The organism is Mycolicibacterium stellerae (assembly GCF_003719305.1).
GTDB lineage: Bacteria > Actinomycetota > Actinomycetes > Mycobacteriales > Mycobacteriaceae > Mycobacterium > Mycobacterium stellerae.
The window spans coordinates 34,227-55,735 of the sequence record NZ_RARC01000042.1; the positions used below are offsets into that span (position 1 = coordinate 34,227).

The 21,509-nt window shown below is 66.3% G+C and carries 23 protein-coding genes; 8 read left to right on the top strand and 15 right to left on the bottom strand.

What is annotated here, in order from left to right:
- Positions 1-20 precede the first annotated feature (20 nt).
- The 5 genes from D6M19_RS31405 to D6M19_RS31425 form a co-directional block, all read right to left on the bottom strand.
- Positions 21-2,042 (bottom strand): serine/threonine-protein kinase, encoded by a 2,022-nt coding sequence (locus tag D6M19_RS31405; protein ID WP_123029208.1) that lies wholly within the window; start codon positions 2,040-2,042, stop codon positions 21-23.
- 15 nt (positions 2,043-2,057) lie between these two features.
- Entirely contained in the window at positions 2,058-3,065 is a 1,008-nt protein-coding gene (locus tag D6M19_RS31410) for a YihY/virulence factor BrkB family protein (protein ID WP_123029209.1), read from the bottom strand.
- 17 nt (positions 3,066-3,082) lie between these two features.
- Positions 3,083-3,976 (bottom strand): diacylglycerol/lipid kinase family protein, encoded by an 894-nt coding sequence (locus D6M19_RS31415; protein WP_123029210.1) that lies wholly within the window; start codon positions 3,974-3,976, stop codon positions 3,083-3,085.
- Positions 3,976-4,689, bottom strand: coding sequence for a phosphatase PAP2 family protein (locus tag D6M19_RS31420; RefSeq protein WP_164478786.1), 714 nt, complete (start codon positions 4,687-4,689; stop codon positions 3,976-3,978). Before D6M19_RS31420 ends, D6M19_RS31415 begins: the two co-directional genes overlap by 1 nt.
- A gap of 68 nt (positions 4,690-4,757) precedes the next feature.
- A complete protein-coding gene (locus D6M19_RS31425) occupies positions 4,758-5,510 on the bottom strand; it encodes a phosphatase PAP2 family protein (RefSeq protein ID WP_123029212.1) in 753 nt (250 codons plus the stop codon).
- 193 nt (positions 5,511-5,703) lie between these two features.
- On the opposite strand from D6M19_RS31425, the gene cspE reads away from it, so the two are divergent.
- From cspE to D6M19_RS31440, 3 genes are all read left to right on the top strand, one after another.
- Entirely contained in the window at positions 5,704-5,907 is a 204-nt protein-coding gene (gene cspE / locus D6M19_RS31430; RefSeq protein ID WP_123029213.1) for a transcription antiterminator/RNA stability regulator CspE, read from the top strand.
- Positions 5,908-6,171: 264 nt separating this feature from the next.
- The gene (locus tag D6M19_RS31435; protein WP_123029214.1) at positions 6,172-6,627 is read left to right on the top strand and encodes a DUF5994 family protein; all 456 of its coding nucleotides are present in this window, start codon (positions 6,172-6,174) and stop codon (positions 6,625-6,627) included.
- Positions 6,628-6,644: 17 nt separating this feature from the next.
- Positions 6,645-6,857 carry a hypothetical protein gene (locus D6M19_RS31440; RefSeq protein ID WP_123029215.1) on the top strand — a complete coding sequence of 71 codons (213 nt, stop codon included), beginning with the start codon at positions 6,645-6,647 and terminating at the stop codon, positions 6,855-6,857.
- 13 nt (positions 6,858-6,870) lie between these two features.
- On the opposite strand, the gene D6M19_RS31445 is transcribed toward D6M19_RS31440, so the two are convergent.
- Complete coding sequence (locus D6M19_RS31445) at positions 6,871-7,635, bottom strand: DUF3060 domain-containing protein (RefSeq protein WP_206428686.1); 765 nt, start codon at positions 7,633-7,635, stop codon at positions 6,871-6,873.
- A gap of 96 nt (positions 7,636-7,731) precedes the next feature.
- Here D6M19_RS31445 and D6M19_RS31450 point away from each other — a divergent pair, with 96 nt between their 5' ends.
- Both D6M19_RS31450 and D6M19_RS31455 read left to right on the top strand, forming a co-directional pair.
- Positions 7,732-8,085 carry a VOC family protein gene (locus D6M19_RS31450; RefSeq protein WP_327389836.1) on the top strand — a complete coding sequence of 118 codons (354 nt, stop codon included), beginning with the start codon at positions 7,732-7,734 and terminating at the stop codon, positions 8,083-8,085.
- Between the two features lie 63 nt (positions 8,086-8,148).
- Positions 8,149-9,240: an NAD(P)/FAD-dependent oxidoreductase gene (locus D6M19_RS31455; protein ID WP_123029217.1), complete on the top strand. Its 1,092-nt coding sequence runs from the start codon at positions 8,149-8,151 to the stop codon at positions 9,238-9,240.
- A 17-nt stretch (positions 9,241-9,257) separates the two neighbouring features.
- On the opposite strand, the gene D6M19_RS31460 is transcribed toward D6M19_RS31455, so the two are convergent.
- On the bottom strand, positions 9,258-10,244 hold the full coding sequence (locus D6M19_RS31460) for a magnesium transporter CorA family protein (protein WP_123029218.1): 987 nt from the start codon (positions 10,242-10,244) through the stop codon (positions 9,258-9,260).
- A gap of 121 nt (positions 10,245-10,365) precedes the next feature.
- Between D6M19_RS31460 and D6M19_RS31465 the strand changes: the two genes are divergently transcribed.
- Both D6M19_RS31465 and D6M19_RS31470 read left to right on the top strand, forming a co-directional pair.
- Positions 10,366-11,073, top strand: a complete 708-nt coding sequence (locus D6M19_RS31465) for a GAF and ANTAR domain-containing protein (protein ID WP_123029219.1) — start codon at positions 10,366-10,368, stop codon at positions 11,071-11,073.
- Positions 11,074-11,122: 49 nt separating this feature from the next.
- The gene (locus tag D6M19_RS31470) at positions 11,123-11,881 is read left to right on the top strand and encodes a GAF and ANTAR domain-containing protein (RefSeq protein ID WP_123029232.1); all 759 of its coding nucleotides are present in this window, start codon (positions 11,123-11,125) and stop codon (positions 11,879-11,881) included.
- 4 nt (positions 11,882-11,885) lie between these two features.
- On the opposite strand, the gene D6M19_RS31475 is transcribed toward D6M19_RS31470, so the two are convergent.
- From D6M19_RS31475 to D6M19_RS31505, 7 genes are all read right to left on the bottom strand, one after another.
- On the bottom strand, positions 11,886-12,695 hold the full coding sequence (locus D6M19_RS31475; protein WP_123029220.1) for a GAF and ANTAR domain-containing protein: 810 nt from the start codon (positions 12,693-12,695) through the stop codon (positions 11,886-11,888).
- 49 nt (positions 12,696-12,744) lie between these two features.
- Positions 12,745-14,379 (bottom strand): fatty acyl-AMP ligase, encoded by a 1,635-nt coding sequence (locus D6M19_RS31480; RefSeq protein WP_123029221.1) that lies wholly within the window; start codon positions 14,377-14,379, stop codon positions 12,745-12,747.
- A gap of 431 nt (positions 14,380-14,810) precedes the next feature.
- The gene (locus D6M19_RS31485; RefSeq protein ID WP_234835141.1) at positions 14,811-15,134 is read right to left on the bottom strand and encodes an STAS domain-containing protein; all 324 of its coding nucleotides are present in this window, start codon (positions 15,132-15,134) and stop codon (positions 14,811-14,813) included.
- 234 nt (positions 15,135-15,368) lie between these two features.
- Positions 15,369-15,965 carry a TetR/AcrR family transcriptional regulator gene (locus D6M19_RS31490; RefSeq protein WP_123029222.1) on the bottom strand — a complete coding sequence of 199 codons (597 nt, stop codon included), beginning with the start codon at positions 15,963-15,965 and terminating at the stop codon, positions 15,369-15,371.
- Positions 15,966-15,974: 9 nt separating this feature from the next.
- Complete coding sequence (locus D6M19_RS31495; protein WP_123029223.1) at positions 15,975-16,676, bottom strand: crotonase/enoyl-CoA hydratase family protein; 702 nt, start codon at positions 16,674-16,676, stop codon at positions 15,975-15,977.
- Positions 16,677-16,761: 85 nt separating this feature from the next.
- Complete coding sequence (locus D6M19_RS31500) at positions 16,762-17,769, bottom strand: DUF8453 domain-containing protein (protein ID WP_234835142.1); 1,008 nt, start codon at positions 17,767-17,769, stop codon at positions 16,762-16,764.
- Positions 17,770-17,933: 164 nt separating this feature from the next.
- Positions 17,934-18,989: a phospholipase effector Tle1 domain-containing protein gene (locus tag D6M19_RS31505; RefSeq protein WP_123029224.1), complete on the bottom strand. Its 1,056-nt coding sequence runs from the start codon at positions 18,987-18,989 to the stop codon at positions 17,934-17,936.
- 489 nt (positions 18,990-19,478) lie between these two features.
- On the opposite strand from D6M19_RS31505, the gene D6M19_RS31510 reads away from it, so the two are divergent.
- Positions 19,479-20,447: a CAP domain-containing protein gene (locus D6M19_RS31510; protein ID WP_164478787.1), complete on the top strand. Its 969-nt coding sequence runs from the start codon at positions 19,479-19,481 to the stop codon at positions 20,445-20,447.
- A 10-nt stretch (positions 20,448-20,457) separates the two neighbouring features.
- On the opposite strand, the gene D6M19_RS31515 is transcribed toward D6M19_RS31510, so the two are convergent.
- A complete protein-coding gene (locus D6M19_RS31515) occupies positions 20,458-21,378 on the bottom strand; it encodes a DUF4352 domain-containing protein (RefSeq protein WP_123029226.1) in 921 nt (306 codons plus the stop codon).
- Positions 21,379-21,509: the final 131 nt, after the last annotated feature.

Sequence of the window (21,509 nt, forward strand, 5' to 3'; positions counted from 1 at the left end):
GCACCCCCGAGCGCGGCGCCCTAGTCGCCGGTGCGCTCAAACCTGTCTTCGAAATCCCCGCCGCCGGTGCACGCTCCTCCGGGTGCGATCGTCTGCGTCCCGCGCCCGGAGAGCACCGAGATCGGATCGTCGAGCTGTTTGGGCATCGCGTACTCCGCGGTGATCGTCATCTGCGCCGTGCCGGCGGCCCCGCACGTGGTCGTGCCCTTCTCGTTGCGGGTCCACTTCTCGTCGGCGTACATCAGCGTGACGGCCTGACCGCCCGCGTGAAACAGGCTCATGCAGCTATCGCCGGTGCGCAGGCAGTACGTGTCGGCGGTGAGGTTCTTGCCGGGCACGACGTCGCCGTCGGCGAACGTCGTTGTCTCCCGATAGCTGCCGCGCAACCCGTCGGCGGGAGACGTCACACGCGGCGGAAGGACGCCGGGATCGGGGACCTTGTTCGGATCGGGGTCGCCGGTACGGGTGAACTTCACGGTGCGCTTCGCCGCGCACAGGCTGTCGGTGGAGGCCCTGACGCTGTCGCCGGAGAGCGTGCCGTCGGGAAGCGGCTGCAACGTCGTGATCACCCAGATCTCCGACGGCCCGTCGCCGCCGCATTCCGCAGAGGCGAGGCCGACGGCCACCCAGACGCCGCCCATCTGATCGAACGTCAGATTCGACAACAGCGCCGTGCCGCCGCCGCTGACGTTCGCCGCCGTCGCCACGCAACCGCTGGCGCCGCATTCCGACCTGACGGCCCAATTGCTCGTCGTCGCAGGCGCATTCGGCACCGGCTTGTCATCGAGGTCCGTGCCCGGCCCGTAGTCCGCTCGGTAGGTCCCGCTGAACTCGACGCCACCGGGGGCGGCGGTGGCGGGCCCGCTCGGCGTGGTCTTGTCGCGCTGGGTGAGCTCGATGAAGCCGATCACGCCACCCACGACGAGCAGCGTCACGACGAACACCGCCGCGCCGATCAGGATGCCGTGCTTGCCGCTCGACTTCTTCGGCGCCGGTGGCCGGGGTGGGGGCTGCTGCACGTGGTGAGGTCCGCTGAACTGCGTCGGCGCCGACGCCGGATACGGGGCCGGGGTGTTGCCCACTTGCGTCCACGGTTGCTGAGGCCAGCTCTGGGCGGGCAGACCGGCAGCGGGCGTCGGTGGCGGTGGTGGTGGCACAGCAACCGATGCACCGGCCCCCGTGACGGCTTCCTTTGCCGCGGAGGCCATTTCGATCGTGGTGGAGTAGCGGTCGGCGGGTTGCTTGGCGAGTCCGGTGGCGATCACCTGGTCCATGGCAGGCGGGATGGCGGCGCGTTCGGACGGCCGCGGTGGCGGGGTGACCATGTGCCCGACGGCGACCTGCTCGAGGGTGTTGCCGGGGAACGGCTGTTGGCCGGTCAGGCATTGATAGAGCACGCACGCCAGCGCGTAGACGTCGGAACTGGGATGGACGTCACCGGAATTGAACCGTTCGGGTGCCATGTAGGCCCAGGTGCCGATCGCGGAGCTGGCCGAGGTCAGTCGGGTGTCGGTGGCGGCGCGGGCGATGCCGAAGTCGATGAGGTAGGCGTAGTCGTTCTTGTCCACCAGGACGTTGGACGGTTTGACGTCGCGGTGCACCAGCCCCACGTTGTGGGCGTTGTGCAGTGCCGACGCGATCTGGTCGATGATCGCCACCGCGCGGCGCGGCTCGAGCGGGCCCTTGTCGATGAGCGTCTGCAGGTCGGTGCCATTGATCAGCCGCATGGTGACATACAGGCGGTCGTCGATCTCGCCGACGTCGTAGATCGGCACGACGTGGGGATCGTCCAGCCGGGCGGCTGCCCTGGCCTCGCGGCGGAACCGCCGGTCGAAATCGGGGTCCTTGGCGTAATGGGGAAGCAGCATCTTCAGCGCGACCACGCGGTCGATGGCGGTGTCGTGGGCCTTCCACACCTCACCCATGCCGCCGCGGCCCAGCAGCTCGATCAGCGTGTAGCGGCCGAACGGCGTGCCCTCCTGCGGCGTGCCTTCCACGCCGATCACGATAACGGGCGTGGTCGCGGTCTGTTGCTGTGACATGGCGACTTACGACTGTCAGCGGGCCACGATCCGATCTGGCCGATCGTCGGAGGCCGGTGATCGCTCGGCGGCAAGCGGATCTCCCGTCGTCGGCTCTGGTGCGCCCGCCCGAACCGCCTCGAGCTGCGCGGCGAACGAGACGCCGAGGAACAGTGCGACTGAGGACAGGTTCGCCCAAAGCAGCAGGGCGAAGATCCCGGTCAACGGACCGTACGTGCTGCCGAACGAGCCGCTCTTGACGACGTAGAGCGCCAGCAGCCCGGTCAACACCAGCCACAGCACGAGCGACACTCCGGCGCCGAAGGCAAGCCACGAGTAACCCGGCTGCTGCCTGCGCGGCGCCCGTTCGATGATGACGGTGAAGGAAGCCCAGGCCAACACGATGCCGACCGGCCAGCTACCGATCGTCCACATGGTCTGGAACACCTCGCCCAAGCCATACGTCGCGGCAAGCGAGTCGCCGAGTGCGTCGCCCGCGATGATGACGAGGAACCCGAGCTGCAGCAGCAGTCCGGCCGTGAGCGCCATCAGCAGCGCCCGGCCGTACTTGCGAAGCGCTGGGCGGTCGCGTTCGATGCCGTAGATCCGGTTGGCGCCCCGCTCGATCTGGCCCATCGCCGTCGTCAGCGCGATGATCGCCGCGAGCAGACCAAGCCACAGCGCCAGCTGACCGCCGGTGACACCTTGATCGTGTGTGCGCTGCGCGGCCTGCTCGACCATGTCACCTTGATCCTTGCCTGGCAGCACGCCTGCCACGGTCTGGATGATCACCTGTGCGGCCTTCTCCTGATGCACGGCGCCTGCCAGGCCGACGACCGCGATGACGAGCGGGATGAAGGACAGGCACAGCTGCAGCGCGAGCGCGCGCGAGTGGGAGAACCCGTCGGCGTATCTGAACCGGACGAACGAGTTCTTCACCAGGTTCCATCGCCCGTAGCGCCGCAGTGCGGTCATGGCATCGTCGGCCGAGAGTTCATCGCCGGCGATCGTGGTCGTCTGCGGGACGCGACTCGATGTGCCCATCGCTTCTCCCTACCCGGTCACGCCGCGGCCGCAGACGACCGCGGTACCCGCACGATGAGCGCGCCCGGCTCGACGCGCGCGTCGATGTGACGGCCGTCGTCGATGACCTCGCCGTCCACCTGGCGCGGCACCTCGCGATCGGCCTCGATCGAAATGGCCTGTCCTGCGAAGTGTTCAAGGTGCCGATCGCGGGTGTGTGGCTTGCGGACGATCCGATACGCCACCCGAACCCAGTCACGCAGTTTCCTTGGCGCGACGATGACAACGTCGAGCAGGCCGTCGTCGACCGACGCGGCGGGCAACAGCTCGAGGCCGCCCTCCAGCTCCCCGACGTTGCCGACCAACACCGTTCGGGCGGACCGACTCACCGGCGGGCCGCCATCGATGCTCAGCTGCACTCGCATCACCGGGTCCCGCAAGTGCCGCAGGGCACTTGCCACGTACGCAGGCCATCCGGCCACCCGCTTCATCCGTTCGGTTGTATCGGCCATCATCGCGGCGTCCAAACCCATCCCCGCCATCACCGCGAACGGCTGGTCGCCGACCCGTCCCAAGTCGATGAGCCGGTCGTCCCCGTTGACGGCGACGTTCAGCGACTCATCGAATTCGAGGGGAATTCCGAGATTTCGGGCAAGCAGGTTGCCGCTGCCGAGCGGAAGGACCGCAACGGGAAGGCCGGATCGCGAAAGCGCGTCGAGGCATGCCATCACGGTGCCGTCGCCGCCACAGATCATGACCAGTTGCACGCCCGCCTCAACCGCGGCCTCGGCCATCCCGGCGCCTGGATCCGTCGGCGTCGTCTCCAGCCACAGGGATGGTGCCCAACCGGCGGCAGCCAGCGTCTTGTCGACCTGCTTGCGCAGCTCGGCCGTGTCGGACTTCGCCGGCTTGACGATGATCGCGGCGCGCATCAGCGCTTCACCAGCCTCGCGTCGGCGTCGAGGACCGCGTCGGGGTGCCCGTCAGCGCTGCGCCGATGCACGAAGAAGACGACGATGCTCAACCACAGCGCTCCGAGAAGCGCGCCGGCCAGTACGTCGGTCGGGTAGTGCATGCCGCGGTAGATGCGACTGGCGGCGATCGTCAACGGTACTGCGGCGCAGCTGATTACGGCGACGACTTTGACCCAACGGTTGGTACTGTGCCACACCACGATCGCGGCGATCGAACCGTAGAAGCACACCGCTGCGGCGGTGTGGCCGGAGGGGAACGACGACGTCGGCGGTGCGACGTCCATGTGCGACACACTCGGGCGCGGCCGGTCGATGAGCATGGTCGTCGCCATAAAAATCGCGGTCTCGCCCACCACCGCACAGATGACCACAAGCGACTCACGCCAGCGACCGAACATCCAGCGGAACACAATCGCGGCCAGCACGGTGAGGATGACGATGGTCGGTGTCGCCGACAGCGTCGTGATGATCTTGCTTTCCGAGACCTCGTCGTTCTGGCGGTACTCGAGCAGACGACGCGGCACGTCGGCGTCCCAGCGGCCGACCGCGCTCGACGGCAATAGATCGGTGACGACGTATCCGAGCAGCGCCATCACCGCGGTCAGGGACAGGGCCGCGATGGCGAGCCACCCGACATCCTTCACCGCGCCCCCGACGCCTTGTGAGCGCATTGACCCGAAGTACCCAATCGCGGGCCGATTTACTCCCAGGTTAAATTCGGGTTTGCCATAGTCGCAGGTCAGCGGCTGAGTGGCTGCTCGGCACTTCCGATGTCGGCGGCCCGCGCGACCGGCTGCCCCGTCTCGCGTCGCCACGCGACGTACGCCCACGTCGTCACGGCCACCCATGAGATGCCCAGCGTGATACCGGCCAGCACGTCGGTGACGAAATGGACGCCGAGCACGACCCGGGCCAGTGCGACCGCGCCGACGACCAGAACGGCCGCGAGGACCGCGGCGATGCGGCCGCGGCGCGGTAAGAAGCGAAGCGTGAGGAGCAGCAACAGGCAGCAGCCGATCGTCGCGCCCAACGCGTGGCCGGAGGGAAACGACATGCCGGGTGCCGTCGATACCGGGTCGGGTAGTACCGGACGGGCCCTGCCCACAAGCGTTTTCAAGACGAGTCCCAGCGCGGCGCCGCCGAACACCGTGACCAGAAGCCATACCGCGTGACGGCGTTCGCCGCGAAGCAGATACATCAATGCGAGCAACCCGAGCACGATGCGAAAGACGTTCGGATCGAAGACATTGCTCACCGTCTCGGCCGTCCGCACCAGCCCGGGATGGGAGCCGTCGATTCGTCGGGACGCCTCGGCGGCGTTCGTGTCGAGGTCATGTAGCGGCGCCCACCCCGCGCGGATCAACAGTAGTAGCAATACAAACAAAGCCGCAGCAATGAACGTGCCACCGATCCCGGCGCCGAGTCGCAGTCCGAATCGCTCGTCGGCGGCGGAGAGATGGTGGTGGAGGGGCTTGTGTGGCCTCCGCTGCATGCGATGCTGGGTTCCCCGTTCGGCAGCCCCATACACCCCTGGCTTGACGCGACGGGGGCGGCGGCGGGGCCGTTACCTGGTGTGTTACTGAAAAGCATTCTGCCGCAATCGAATACACTATGTTAGCTACCCGTGATACGCTTGATAGGGATGTCCGTTGACATCCGGTGAAAAATGAAAGAAGAAGAAAAGTATGACGCAGGGAACTGTGAAATGGTTCAACAGCGACAAAGGCTTCGGCTTTATCGCTCCCGATGACGGCGCAGCTGACGTGTTCGTCCACTTCTCGGAAATCCAGGGCAACGGCTACAAGTCGCTCGAGGAAAACCAGAGGGTTGAATTCAGCGTCGAGCAGGGCGCGAAGGGCCCGCAGGCGGTGCGTGTAACCGCTGTATAGCAAGGTCTAGTCATGTGGGCTGGTGGATTCTTCCACCAGCCCACAATGCGTTTAAGGGCCCTTCGAAGGCTGCCGGCCTGCCGACAAGGTCGAGGCGTATGCTAAAGACATCGGGACCAGTCAGGTTCCGCTATCAGGCGCCCAGCATTGCGACGTTCTTCACCTCGAGAACCGTTGACGCGCAAGGTCTTTCGGTAAATGCGCCCCGATTCGGGGGGTAGTTCGAAAAATTTGGCCGTTTTCGCGGTCAGGACGGATAGTCCGATGACACGTCACAATGGCCGCGCCGCGTCCGGTGATGACCACCCGGGACCCGACAACACCCCTCGACTGCGATTGAAGCCCAAGGCGCCGACGACAGGTCACGTCGATGGGGCATGGTGGCCGCGCAGCGGCGACCTCAGCCATGAGCTGCCCGATCTGCTGGCGGTGTTGTCCGTGCGCCTCGGCGTTGTCGATCGCGTGATGTACAACCTCGCCGAATGGGCGACGGTGCCGCGGCGACTGACCACCGGTGGGCGAGCGGTCCGACTCGACGGCTACACGCGGCAACCGGCCAACACCCTCCAGGTGCGAGGCATGAACCGCGAGCAGATCCTGCTGCTCGTCGTGCCTGCGAATACCGATCCAGACGATGCGCACGAGGCGATGATGTCCGCGGCCGCACCGGGCAACGCCCTGACCGTCGACGACCTGCTCGCCGCCGGCGCCCGCAGCTGACCCTCAAGGAGATACCGATGACAGTCAGCGTGACCCGCTGCGATGGCGGAACCGACAAGTACATGCGGTTCGGTGACGCATACACCAAACACCACGACGGCAGTCTCGACGTCTTCCGCAGCGGCGCGAGGCAGCCGTTCAGCTATGCATCCGGTGAGTGGTCAGACGTGGAAGGCGACCAGAAGAGATCGAAGGGTCGATTCTGGGCCCGGTCGTCCTCACCGACCTGACGACAGTTGCGCGTCAGCCCTGCGCCACCACATTCGATCCGACGTTGTCGACCTGCGGCGATCCCGAGTGGTAGGTGACCCGGTTGTCGAAGCCCGCTGCGCCGATCGTGTCGGCGGCGTCGACGGTGATGACGTTCTCGACGCCGGACACCGAGACCTTCACGCAGTGCCCGGTGATGTTCACGGTGTTGCGGATGCCGCTGATGTTCACGGTCGCGTCATTGCATGTGACCGTCTTGTTCTCGTCGATGCCCGACACGGTGACCACCTGGCCCGGCGTTCCGGTGATCACGTTCGGGTCGGTGCCCGGCGCGGCATTCGGGGCGCCTGGCGTCGCAGGGATGGCGGGCATGCTGGGAATGTTCGGGATCTCGATCGAGGGGACGTCGATGGAGCCACCACCGCCCGACACACCCGACCCGCCACCGCTCCTTGTGGTGTAGACGACGGCGCCCACGGCGAGCCCGCCGATGAAGAGGACCGCGATGACGCCGAACACCGCCCATGGAATGCCACCGGAGGATTTCCTTGGCGGCGAATGGAATTGGCCGTAGACCTGATCGCCGTAGGGCTGCCCGCCGTAGGGCTGCGCCCCGTAAGGTGGGGGACTCCCATACTCCTGGGCGCTGTAATCGGGCTGCTGGTAGGCGGGCGCGGGGGGCGGCGCGTAGTTGGTGTCGCTGTAGTGCGAAGCGCCCAGTTCGCTCGCCTTGGCCTGCTCCGAAAGCGGCTGTTCCAGCGCCCTGATCCGGGCCTCGGGATCGTCCTCGGGATTCACAGGCAGATGGTCCCATAGCAACGGCGACGAAGCGATCGTTTGCGCAGCGGGCAATGCGGCAACTCCGTCGCCATGATCGGAAAGCTTCGTTCCGTCGTGCTCGACACGACAGACCCCGTCGGGCTGGCGAACTTCTACGCCGGTGTCCTCGGCGGCACCGTTGTGCAGGAAGACGAGACCTGGTCGGTTCTGACCGATCCTGCGGGCATGCGGTTTGCGTTCCAGCTGTCACCCGAGCATGAGGCGCCCCGATTTCCCGACCCGCGAGGCTCGCAGCAGTTCCACCTCGACATCGAGGTCGACGACATCGACACCGCCGAGCCTGGCATCCTTGCGCTCGGCGCGACCCGGGTGGACGACGCCCACGGGGAAGACCGCTTTCGCGTGTTTCGAGACCCAGCAGGCCACCCGTTCTGCCTGGTCTGGGGTATTGCGGCCGGCGACGTCTGACCGCTTCGTGACACCGCCGGAAGGCGTGGAGTAGCAAAGGCTCGGCGGTGGTAACCACAAAGAGTGGTGGCACCAGGGTTCATCGCCATCGGCAGTGGTCCGGCAGGGCTGACCGCTGCCGAGACCTTTGGCCGTAAGCACCCGAAGATTCCCGTCCACATCCTCAGCAGCGACCCGGCACTGCCGTACGCCAAGCCGCACCTGAGCAAGGCCTATCTCCGCGGCCGCTACCCCAAGCTCGACCTGCACAGCCCGGGCTGGTTCGTGCAGAACGGCATCCGACTGCACAGCGGCATCACCGTCGACCACATCGACGTCGTCAACCGCGAGGTCGTCACCGCAGCGGGCAGGCGCTACCGATACTGGCATCTCGTGTTGGCCTGCGGCGCGACGCCCGTCCCGCTCGCCGTTCCCGGCGGGGAAACGGCGCAGCCCCTGAGGTCGTTCTCCGACGCCGTCGTCCTCCGGATGGCCGCCAAGAACGCAGAGTCGGCCATCGTGATCGGCGGTGGCCTGATCGGGTGCGAGGCGGCGTCCAGCCTGGCGTCATGCGGTATCGCCACATCTCTCGTCGCACCGGAGCCGGTGCCCCTGCACCGCCGGTTCGGGCTCGAGGTCGGCGAGCGCGTGGCGAAGATGTTGTCCGACAACGGTGTCCGGTTCATCGGCTCGACGGGCGTAGCTGCCGTCGAGGATCGCTGCGTCACCCTCAACAGCGGCGAAGCCGTCGAGGCAGAGCTGGTTGTGTCCGCCGTCGGCGTCCGTCCTGACGGCAGGCTCGCCGCCGCGGCAGGCATCGATACCGAGTGCGGCCGCGTCGTCGTCGACGAACACATGCACACGTCGGCGGTCAACGTGTATGCCGCGGGCGATGTCGCGCTCGCCTACAACGTCACCGCGGGACGGCGGGTACCTGCCGAGCACTGGCGCGACGCAGCCCGGCAAGGTCGAATCGCCGGCCTTGTCGCCGCGGGTTACCAAGCAGTCTGGGATGCGGTACCCGAATTCTCTTTCGCGATCGGCGATCAAATGCTCAAGTACCGCGGCTGGGGCACCGAATTCGAACACAGCCGGGTCGTCGACCACCGAGACGGCTTCACGGCGTGGTACGAGATCGAAGGCGAGACCGTCGGTGTGCTCAGCTCGAACGCTTGAATGCGAATTGCGCTTTACTACAACCAGTCCCGCCGTTTGAACGTCCAATAGAGCACCAGCACGATCACCACGATCAGGGCGGTGCTCACCACGAAGCCGCCGACGGTGTTGAGCCCGGGATACTCGACGTTCTGCCCGTAGAACCCGGTGATCGCCGTTGGCACCGCGATGATCGCCGCCCAGCCGGTCAGCTTCTTCATCACCGTGTTCAACCGCGCGTCCTGCAGAGACAGGTTCGTTTCGAACACCGTAGTGACCATGTCCCGCAACGATTCCGTCCACTCCGACGCCCGCAACACGTGGTCGTACAGATCGGCAAAGAGCGGATCGAGTTCCGGCGAGGTCTTCGCGTCGAGCCTTCGGTGCTGAATCGAGTTGACCACCTCGCGCATCGGCAACACCACCCTGCGCAGCTCGACGAGATCCTTGCGAACCCGAAAGGTCTTGCGCTGCAATCCACCCCGCTGGGTATTGTTCGCAAATAGATCGTCTTCGAGCGACTCGATTCCGTCGTCGAGTGCCTGCACCGCCTCGAAGTGGCCGTCGACCACCACGTCGAGCAGAGCGTGCACCAGCGAGCCGACCCCGTATTCCTGCCCGCCGAGCTCGTCGAACCGCTGAGACACGGAGTCGGTGTCGAAGTGCGGCGACAGCCGCACGGTGATCAGTCCCCGCGGCAGCACGAACCCGGAGATGCGATGGACGTCGAGGGCCGACGCGGAGTCGTCGGCGGGCTGCGGGAGCGACACCGAGTACACCGTGAAGAAGGTGTGCGTCCGGTACACGGCGGCCTTGGCGCGTTCGGCGTCGGCGACCGCGTCCTCGACCGCCCAGTTGTTGAGCCCCAACTCCTGCGCCAGGTCGGTGAACGCCGCCTCATCGGGTTGGCAGATGTCGCACCAGACCAGGGTGTCGTCCTGGGTGAGGTAATCCGAGATCGACGAGAACTCGAAGTCGTCCTGCGGCTTTCCGCCGCGCCACACCCGGCCCCGAACATCGGTCACTCGGCCATCATGTCAGCGCAAACCGCTTAAAGTCGGTGGCAATAGGGAATGGTGATGGGGTGACCTCGCCATCTCGACCCTCGGGCGCCGTGCCGGCTGCCCGACCACTGTTCGGCTAAATGTGCCGATTCTCCAAGAGCTTCTCGCCGCCGTTGAGGGCAGGCGAGGGACAGACGCGGCCGACCGTCTGTGCGAGGCGTGCGTTGACCTGTTCGACGTCGACGCCGCAGCCATCTCGTTGGTCTTCGACGGCACCAACGCCGGGACCCTCGGCTCCAGCGGCGCGTCCGCCCGCAGGTATGACGAACTCCAGTTCACCCTCGGTGAGGGCCCCTGCCTGGAGTCGGTCGCGCGCCGCGTACCGGTTCTAGTTGACGACCTCTCCGACCCCAAGGACACCCGTTGGCCGGCCTACGGTCCTGCCATGCTGGCCAACGACATTCGATTCGTCTTCGCGATGCCCGTCGTGGTGGCGGGTGAACATGTCGGGGCGCTCGATCTTTTCCGCGCCCTGCCGGGACGGCTGAACGGGGAGGAGATCTCGGGCGCCGTCGTCGCCGCCGAGCTCGCCGGAATCCCGCTTTTGGACCTGATGAATGGCGACCTGGCGGCTGCCGCGGGCGACCCGACCAGCGATGCCTGGGCTGAGTTGAATTCACTCAGCCGCGCAGAGGTCAGCCAGGCCACCGGCATGCTGGTCGCCCAACTGGGAATCGAACCGACCGAGGCGCTGGTGCGGCTGCGCGCACACGCCTATGCCACCGGACGCAGCGCCACCGACGTGGCCCGCGACATCCTCGACCGCCGACTGAGACTGGATGCCGACTGATGCGCGCCGACTTCACAAGCCCACACAACAAGTCAGGATGGAGGGCAAAGTGACCGAGAACCCTCGTGAAACCCAGGTATTGGACGCCGTCGTCACCCTCGTCGACAGCCTGCTCGACGACTTCGACGTGGTGGATCTGCTGACCGACCTCACCGCCCGCTGCGCCGAACTGCTCGACGTCTCCGCTACGGCGCTCCTACTGGCAGACCCACTGGGACAGCTCCGTCTGCTGGCGGCGACCTCCGAGCAGGCCCGGACACTGGAACTCTTCCAGCTGCAGGCCGCGGAGGGCCCCTGCGTCGACTGTTATACGACCGGCCAGCCGGTCTCGGTCGCCGACCTGCGCGTTGCCGTCCGGCGTTGGCCGCAGTTCGTGCCCGCCGCGCTAGACGCCGAGTTCGCCTCGGTGCACGCCGTCCCGATGCGCGCGGCAGGCGTTGTGCTCGGTGCCCTTGGCCTGTTCGGCACCCGACCCGGTGAGCTCAGCGAGTCCGATCTGCTCGTCGGCCAGACGTTGGCCCACATCGCGTGTGTGGCGATCCTGCAGGAGCACCCGCACACGCCGGACACCGTGATGCCGCCTATGCGGGCCGCGCTGGCCAGCCGCGTCGTCGTCGAGCAGGCCAAAGGTTTTCTGCGGGAAAGCCTCGACGTGTCGGTCGAGGACGCCTTCGGGATATTGCGGAGCTACTCCCACGCCAACGGTTTACATCTCACCGAGGTAGCCCGCCGGCTGATGAGCGAGCCCGCTTCCAGACCCGAGTTGGTCGCGGCTCTGGGTGAGGTCGCGACTGCGCCTCCGCGCTAGCCGATCAAGGCCCTTGTCGTCGGGCGCGGGCTCGCTTGACGGCCTCTTCGACCAGCCGCTCGGCGATGACACGCAGCTTGACGTTGTCGGCCTGGCTGATCTGGGTAAGTCGGTCGAACGCATCCTCGGCACTCCCGCCCGTCCGGCTGCGCATGATGCCGATGGCCTGGTCGATCACGGTGCGGCTGCCCAAAGCGCGCTGCAGTTGTTCGGCCCGGTCTCTTGCCTGGGTGAGCAGCTGCGCGTTGTAAACCGAGACGGCCGCTGGCCCGGCGAACTGCGCTCCCAACTGCACGGCGTGCTCGGCGAACGCGTCGCGAGCGTACGCATAGGAGTTGATCGTGCCGATCACCTGATCGTCCATCAGCAGGGGCAGCGCCAATGCGGAGTGCACCCCCATCCGGGCCACCCGGCCGCCGAAGTGCGGCCACCGCCTGTCGCTGCCGAGCGATCCGCTGACGGTCGGTCGCCGGGACTGCATGCAGGTGATGCAGGGGCCCTCGTGGAGTGATTCGTACTGAATGGCGTCGATTTCGCGGACGAATTGGGCCGTGGCCGCCCAGGCTTCGGGTCGTGGTGTGCCATGAGATGTCTGCACCAACGTGACACCGGCACCGTCCACACCGGGTATCGCCTGCGCGGCGAATTCGGCGACGTCGCCCAGCAGATCGATGACTGCCCGGCCGCCCGCGGTGATCCCCGCCAAACCGGTCAGCCCCGCATGCAGGTCGCTTTCATCGGCTTCGAGCTGTGTCATGGAGAGTTCGGGTTCCGCAGGCGCGCTGCGGTCGGGCTGCGCGTCGTAGTCAGCCATCGGCGCCTCCTCCCCGGGGTGAGCAACGAATTTACTCGCCCCCGAGGCCTCAGTCGACGAGGGCCAACGCATGGGCACGCCGCAGCTTTCCGGACGGAGTTTTCGGGATCATGCCCGGCTCGAGCACAACCACATTTCGGGGACGGACATCGACCTCGGCTACCACCTCGTGGGCGACCTGGTGCTCGATGCGGAGCACCTCGTCGTGGTCGTCGTGGGATTTGGATTCCACAGCCACGGCGAACGATTCCCGTGACCGACCGGCGTCCAGACGCACCGCAACGGCACACCCCGGCCGCACGCCGTCGACGCGACTGGCGGCCCGCTCGATGTCCGTCGGATAGATGTTGCGGCCCGCCATGATGATCACGTCTTTGAGCCGCCCGCAGACCACGATGTTGCCGGTCTCGGTGAGGTAGCCCAGATCGCCGGTGTCGTACCAACCGTTGACGTCTTGGGCCGGAACAAACCCCGCTGCAGTGGTATAGCCGAGCGTCACGGGTTCACCGCGCACTTCGATGACACCGACGCCGCGCGCAGGCAGTATGGTGCCGTCCACGTCGACGACGCGCGCCTCGAGCCCCTTCAGCAGACGGCCGAGTGAGGCGAACCGGCGGGTGCGGCCGTGGGTCGCCGGGACGGCCCGACGTAAGACCGTGAGCAGGTCGGCATCCACCTCGTCGACCTCGAGCCCCGTGCCGCACTCGGTGAACGACACCGCCACCGTCGTCTCGGCCATGCCATAGGCGGGCAGGATCGCCTCCGGGCGCAACCCGAACGGCGCACCTGCCTCGCACAGATCCGCCACGTCGACCGGGTCGACCTGTTCGGCCCCCGACAGCGCCCACCTCAGCGAGGACAGGTCGAACTGGCCGGGGGTGGCTTGCCTGCGCAGCCGCTTGGCCAACACGTTGTATGCGAAGTTCGGGGCGGCGGTCATCGTGCCTCTGTATTTATCGATGAGCCTGGCCCACAGCAAGGTGTCGCGCAGGAAGTCCATTGGGGTGATCTTGACCAGTTCGACGCCGAAATACATTGGTACGGCTAGAAATCCGGTCATACCCATATCGTGGAAACACGGCAGCCAACTGACGATCACATCGTTGTCCGGGTCGACTTCCGCGCCGGCGAACATCGCCTCGGCGTTGGCGACGAAGTTGCGGTGGCTGATCTGGACGGCCTTGGGTGAGCCCGTCGACCCGGACGTCAACTGCATTAGCGCCAGATCGTCGTCCTCTGTGCGGACAGGGTCGATCGGTGGGCTGTCGATCAGTTCGCGCACGGTCAGCACCCGTAAGCCCACGTTTGACAGCACGGGCGCCGCGGCCATGAACGGTTCGGAGACGACGACGACAGCCGCCCGGATCATGTCGATGACGCCGATGCTCTCTGCGGCCCAGCGGGCCAAGTCCGTTCGCGGAGTTGGTTGGTGCAGCATCGTCAGGCTCGCACCACGCATCCAGATGCCCTGTGCCATGGGCGCGATCTCGACCGGAGCGCCGGCCAGCACCGCGACGGCATCGCCCCGACCGATGCCCGACCGCGCCAGGCCACCGGCAATGCGCCTGGCGCGGTCGTGCACCTCCGACCACGTGTGCCGCACGGGCGCGTCTGGTTCGCCGGTAACCATGCCCTTGAGGCTCCACCGGGCGTTGCTGAACATCGTCTCGGTAAAAGTGCTCACGACAATTCCCTTGGCTCTTGCGGTTTGACGCGTATTGGTTGCACGGGGCGACTCGTAGTACAGCCGTTGGGGTACGACCGCCGTCCTTTGCCGATGGCGTGGACGACTATGACGGAAGAGCTAGGCTCCTTTGTGTTGACCCCAGGTGATCGCCCGCGCTGGCCGGAGAGCGGTGCGATGGATTTCAGACGCCATGAATGTAACGGCTCGCGCGCTACCCCTCGGTTAAGCGCGCCGAGACCGGCATCGGTTGACGCAGGCGGCATTGCATCCGTTGGCACGAGACCCCGTCGGATCGGAAAGCAACCGTGAACTGTCGGCTACGCCGTGTGCTCGACACTTTCGACGGGGAGGTGAGTATCGCCGTCGTGACGTTTTCCGGGGGCTGGGAAGTCAACCGGGTATGACGGTACCGGGTGATACGCCGGATTTCATGTTTTCCGCTGCCGTTTCGCGATCAGACCGTGCGACAAGGGTGCGCGATGTGGATCGCAGACCTGCAGTACGCGCGAAACAGCGGGGCTGGGCACGAGCGTCCAAGCGACCGCGGCCGTTGCGCAGCGTTCGGCGATGATGTTGAGCGTCGAAAAGCATTCCGCACCAAAGAATGTCACGTCGGTGAGGTCGAGTATCAGGCGTCGGCTGTTGGCGCCGTATCGGAACACATAGCGGGCGAACCGGTCGATGTTCGACGCGTCCACCTCGCCGGTTGCGCAGATGCGGACCACCGTCTTGCTGTGCCATTCGGTGCGCAAAAACAGTCCGTCGCCTGCGCTTTTGGCAACGGATCTCGGTGGGCAAAACTCGGGTGATGCAAGTGCGGTCACGATGAATCGACTCCAAAGGTCGTAAGCGGTTGCTGTGGTTACCCACGGCGGAGATTTTTGGTTCCTGCCAAGGCCTGCAACGTTCCCGGAGGCTGGCAACTCAACCTGTTGTGAACAAGCCTACCGCGGCGCAATCGCATCGAAGAATCGGCAGCTGATTTCTCATGGATTCGCCATGCTGAAGCCGTCGAGCACGGCGGTGACCCCGACCTTCCACCTTCGCTCGATCTCCGGCGCGCTGCCCAACCAGCGGCCCGCCTCCTGCACCGCCAAACCCTGTGCCAGCGCGAGCAATACGTGCGCGACATCCGTCGGATCCCCGCCAAGCAGACCCTTGTCGACGCACCGCTGAATCCTGCCGACGAAGATTTCGCGGACGGCGGTACCCGCCGCCAGTTCGTCGGGACCCGGCTCGAAATCGGCGAACGGACGCGAGAACATCACCTGCGCCAGTTTCGGATACGCGCGGCAGAACAGCCGGAACACCGGCACCAGCCTCTCGAGGTCTGCCAACGCGCTGTCGGTCTGCGGGATCTTCGCCAACTCTGCGCCAAGCAGTCGGAAACCCTCGAAGAACATCGCCCGCACCAGGCCGGCCTTGTCGTGGAACAGTTCGTAAACCGCGGGCACCGATGTGCCCGCCCGCTCGGCCACCCGCCGCGTCGTGAACCGCGCGATGCCTTCCTCTCCGAGCGTCGTGATCGCTACGTCGAGCACCCGATCCCGAAGCTCGGGCGTGCGCTGCTTCGCCCTCGGCATCGCAGCGGCCTAGCCGGCGGCTAATTCCGTCGGCAGCCCGTCGATTCCGGCGCGGATCGCCGCCAGCCCGGACTCGCGGGCCTTCAGCTTGGTCGCGACATGCGCGCCGGCGTGCAGCGTCGCCGCCGCCTCCGTCGCGACCTCCTGCGCGCGTGCCAGCACCTTGTCCGCGTCGACGATCTCGTCCAGCCAGCCTGCGGCGATAGCCTCGGCGCCGACGAACGTCGACGCCATGGCGGTGGCCCGGTGGAATGCCGCAGGCGTCAACCGCATGCGCATGATCTCGATCGCCGAGATCGGAATCGTCATGCCGATGGCCACCTCGATGGCCTGGCACCGCGACTTCGGAGCGCCGACCCGGTGGTCGCCGCTCAGCAGCAGAAACGAACCCATCGCGATCGCCGGCCCCGTCGCGGCCATGATTACCGGCTTGGGGAACGTCAGGCAGCGCACAGACAATTCGAACCCGCCCGCCAGCATCGCCAGCGCCGCCTGCGGGTCGCCGGACTGGAAGACCGACAGGTCGAACCCGCCGCTGAAGACCCGCTGATTTCCTGCCAGCACGACGGCCTTGGCGTCGTCCTTCTCGGCACGGTCGAGAGCCTCGTTGATGGCGGTCTGCATCGTCGGCCCGAGCACGTTCACCTTGCCGTCGTCCAGCGCGATCGTCGCGACGGATTCGCTGAGCTCGTAATTCACCAGGCTGGTCATCGGGCCTCCCTTGACGTGCACATTCGTTTCAGATCGATGTTACGAAACGATGTTACGAAAGCCAAGCCGGCGAGGATCCTCGGCGTCAGCCGCCGCCGAGGCCGCGCCGGTGCCTGCCGTTGATCACCCGGGTCTGGGCGTCGTCGTCGTCATACGGCGGCGGCTCATCGTCATACGACGGCGGCGGGTCGTCGTACTCAGGGGGCAGGCCGTCGTAGCGCTGCGGCGACTGGTTGGCGTACCGCAGCGGCGCAGGCTTGGGCGGCAGCTCGTCGACGGACACCGGGGCAGCGGGCGCAACCGGGTTGCGCTGCGGAACCTCCTGCTCGACGAACTGGCTGCGGTAGCGATCGCGTTGCTCGTTGGCCGCCGCGTTGATCCTGTTGATCTCCGATTGCAGGGCCTCTTGGCGGCTCTCGGTCGCCGCGTAGTGGTAGTAGGTCAGCAGGCCACGAAGCAGCTCCAGCTTCTGCTTCTCCTGGCGCGCCAAATCGTGGGAGGTCAACAGCTCGAGCCGCTCGACCGGGTGCAGCGTCGACCAGTCCAGAACCGCGGGGGTGCGGAACTGATGCCGCTTGTGCTTCGTCTTTCCCTGCCGAGACGAATTCGGCTGGTCGTAGAACGTCACGGCACCCGCGAAGCGCGAGCCGATGGACTCGCCGAGTTGCTTGCGGTCCAGCGCCGAATCCCACACCGTGCGCCATTCCTGTGTCGGCGCGAGGTACGGGATCTCCGCGGGCAGTTTCAGCGGGACGATATCGACGTAGTTGTCCGCGTCGGCGCCCTCGTAGCGAGGTACCGTCGGCGGCGTCGCGAACTCGAACTTGATTCCGTACGCGGGCTTCTGACCGAAGTTCTTCACCACCAGCTCGACGAGATGCCAGTCCGTCGAGCTGGGCTCCATGAACATCGCGACATTGGGCTGCGAGATGTCTTCGGTCTCGTGCTTGGCCGACTGGAATTGCCGCCATGCGTAGACGAGGGCGGCAATGGTGACGCAGAGGGCCAGCCAGGCCGCCAGCGCCGTCCACGCGCCAGACGATAAATTCGCGATATCGCCGGCGCGGTCGTCGAACCATTCCGTAATCGCCACGCGTCGTTAATATCATGCTCTGACGCTGAGGTCAGCATTCGATAACCGCAGACCTTGAAATTTGCTGTGACGCTAATTTCTGGTGAGTTAGTTGAGGCTGATGTGCCTCACGGGGTTGCCCGCACAAATTGCCAACGTTTCACGTGGTGGCGCCGTCGACAGACCTACGAGGCGACCGCGGTGAGCTCGTCGGAATCCGGCTCTGCCTTGACGATGGGCCTGGTGTCGGGCGCAGGCAGACGCTCTGCGCGGGCGGCCCAATCCAAATCGGACCAGACGATGTGCCACGGCAGCCGACGCCAATAGTCGGGATGCGCGCGCACGTACACGTCGACGCTGGCGTGCACGAGCGCATCCACGGGCACCTTGCGCAGGTGTAGCGACCGGGCGCCCTCGGCGAGTGCGTCCCGGTCGGTCGGGGCGGGCGTGCATGGCATTCCCGCCTCGCCGATGATGACGCCCGCCTTGGTCACACCGTCGAGCATCCAGTCGAGCGTGATGTCGGCCAGCGGCCAGTACGCGTTCGGCCCGCCGACGACATCGCAGTGGGCGCCGCGGAACCACACTTCTTCGATTGCGCCGTCGTTGCGACCGATTCGGCATTCCCCGAACGGGCCCGATCCACCGTCGATGGCCACCGCGTGGCGGCCAGAGACGACGTTGCCCAACCAGTCTTCTTCGCAAAGCGATGGTGTTCCAGGCACTTTCACGGTGTCCCATAGCCCGAGGAAGTGCACAGGAACGGCGACGTCGTCGCGGTCATCCAGTGCACACGCCATCTGGTGGATCTGCTTCCAGTCCTGCATGGTTCGGCGCTGGCCGGGCAATGCGTAAGCGGCCAGCGCGTACTCCACGACGTGGTCGGCGCGGTCGGCCATCATCCCGACAATGCCAAGCATCCGCGCCAGCGTCCGCGCGCAGTACGCACCGCGTCCGGCGCCGAGCAGGAAGATCCGGTCCTCCGGCTCCCAATGCTCGGCGAGGAAGAAGTACGCATCGATGACGGATTCACGGGCAGCCGCTGCGACGTTCTCGCGCCACCTGCGGGCAGCAGGGTTGAGCAGCCGAGCGGGGTTGAGCGCGGCCTCGCCGGCGTCGTACCAGGTCAGCTGGCGGTCGTCGTCGGTGGCGAGCAGCCGGAACAGGGTTTCGGCGTTGGTCGCGTCGCGTGGACCCGCACGATTGTTTGTGCTGTCGAAGCACAGGACGAGGTTCTTCATAGCAAACTCCCTGACCGCACGTCCCCATGGCTCGAGACGCTGACAGGGAGAGTTTGCCAGGAAAACGCAGGCGTGTCTTGCGTATTGCACTACTCGAATAACTCGACATTCGAATTTCGAAGGTAAATGCCGCTGCTCAGTCCGGATTCAGTTGTCCATGTCCGGCAAACCGAGAGTCAGATGCCAGAGAACTGCAGATATCGGTCCGGATGGCGTTGAAGGGACCCCGCCACCGCGTTAGCTGCGACTGTCGCAGTCCGCCGCGGCTCCGTTGCTGTAGTCATTCAAGATTCGACGGTTGGCGCGGGTGGTCACGCTAGATAGCAACGAAGCCGGTTTTTCGTCTGCGGGTACTCGGCGGCCATCCCGCGCGCGATATGAGTGGAGTATCCCGATACCCAAGACTTTGCCGCGGACGGTGTGTTTCCTGTGTATACGGACCGCAACACCGGCCCCGTCTTCGCGGGGCCACTGCAACAGGAGAACTGCATGAAACGCAAACAAGTGGGGCGCTATGTGTTTGCGCCGCTGTCCGTGGCGACCCTCACGGTGCTGGCAGGCGTCTACTCCCCGGCGTCGATCGCGCTGGCCGACCCGAGCATCAGCACCGGCGTCGGTTCGGTGGCGGGCGGGTTCAAGTTGGCACCCGATGACCGGCCCGACGGGGACGGCGACGGCCTGTTCGACGACGACGAAGTCGAGGTGTATTTCACCGATCCCAAGGTCGCCGACACCGACAGCGACGGAAGTTCGGACGGCGAAGAGGTCTACGTCGGCACTGATCCAAAGGTGAAGAACGCGGCCGCGGCGCGTCCCGACGGCGATGGAGACGGCCTGTTCGACGACGACGAGGTCAACGTCTACGGCACCGACCCGAAGGTTGCCGACACCGACAAAGACGGCGCCGACGACGGCCAGGAAGTCTTCGACAAGACCGACCCGAAGGCGGCCAACAACGCAGGCAACAACGGCCCGGCCAACGGCGGCAACAACGGCCCGGCCAACGGCGGTAACAACGGCCCGGCCAACGGCGGCAACCCGGCTGCCGGTGATTTCTCGGGCGAGGTGCTGGCGCTGATCAACGGGCAGCGCGCCGCGGCAGGCTGTGCGGCGCTGCCGAGCAACGGGCAGTTGTCGTCGGCTGCCGCGCGACACGCCAACGACATGCTGAAGAACAAGCTCGCCAGCGACCAACACACCGGTTCGGACGGCTCATCGGCGCAGTTACGCTTCAACGACTCGGGCTATCCGGCAGGCCACAACGCGAACAGCTCAGGTGAGATCGTCTTCTCGGCACCGGGCCTCACGCCGCAGTCGACCGTCGATGGGTGGATGAACAGCGCTGGTCACAAGGCGATCATCACCAACTGCTCGTGGACGGATATCGGTGTCGCGTCGGTCTCGGACGGCACGAGGCTCAGCTCGGTCGGAGTGTTCGGCAAGCACGCCTTCCCGTGAGCCGATTGCGCTAGCTGACCGGCAGCACGACCCCCGGGGTCATCGGATCGGCGTGCAGCTCGACCGACTCTGGCACGGTGCCCGGCGGTACGTCGTAGGCCAGGCCGACGTCGACCTGGCCGCCCGGCGGGATATCGACGAACCCGCCGCCGACGTAGAACGTGGCCTCGTCGTCGATCGTGTACACCTGACCGCCCGCGTTCAGCTTCTGGAACGTGCCGAGGAACTGACCGGGATCCGGGCTGGTGTTCTGCACGGTGAGGCGGACGACGATGAACTCGCCTTGGGCATCCTTGGTGAGGAACTCGTTCTCCGCGTCGGTGATGGTGGTGCCGCTCTCGACACCGACCACCGAGAACGTCAGCGGGCCGTCGACGGCACCCGCCAACGGCGGCGGCGGTGCCGACTCGGAGGCCGTGCTCTCCTCCGGGGACGTCGTCACTTCGGTTGTGGTGGTGGAGGTTTCGGTGGTCGGCGAGGAGAGGTCCACGGTGTCGGGCTTGTGGATGACGAACGCGTACACGGCGGCGAGGACCAACACAAGCAGCAGCGCGGCCACGGCACCGCCGAACCCCATCACCAGCTTGCGGTTGTCGACCGGGACCCGCGGCTCGGTGCCTGCGGGCGGTTCGACGGGCTGCGGCTCCGGCGGCGTCGACGTGGTGGCGTCGGCGTAGGGAGCGGTCTCGCGCGGCGGCTCTGGCGGCGGCTCGGACGTCCAATCGCGCAGCGGCACCTTCGTCGTTGGCTGCTCGGTCAGCGGCAATGGCGGTGGCGCGTAGGACGGTTCGGGCGTCTGCTCAGGGGTTGGATCAGGCGTCTGCTCGGGGGTCGGGTCGGTCGTCGGCTCCGGGTCTGGCGCGGACTCCGGCTCGGATGCCCAATCGCGCAACTCCGGCGGGGGCTCGGGGGTCCAGTCCCGCAGCGGCACCTTTGTGGTGGGCTGATCGGTGATCGACAGCGGCTCGGGCGTCGGCTCAGGAGCGCGATGAGACCCGACGTATGAGCATCTGGAGACGCTGGTGAAGGTACATCAGCTGTTGTCTGCGGGACGAGGTCGTT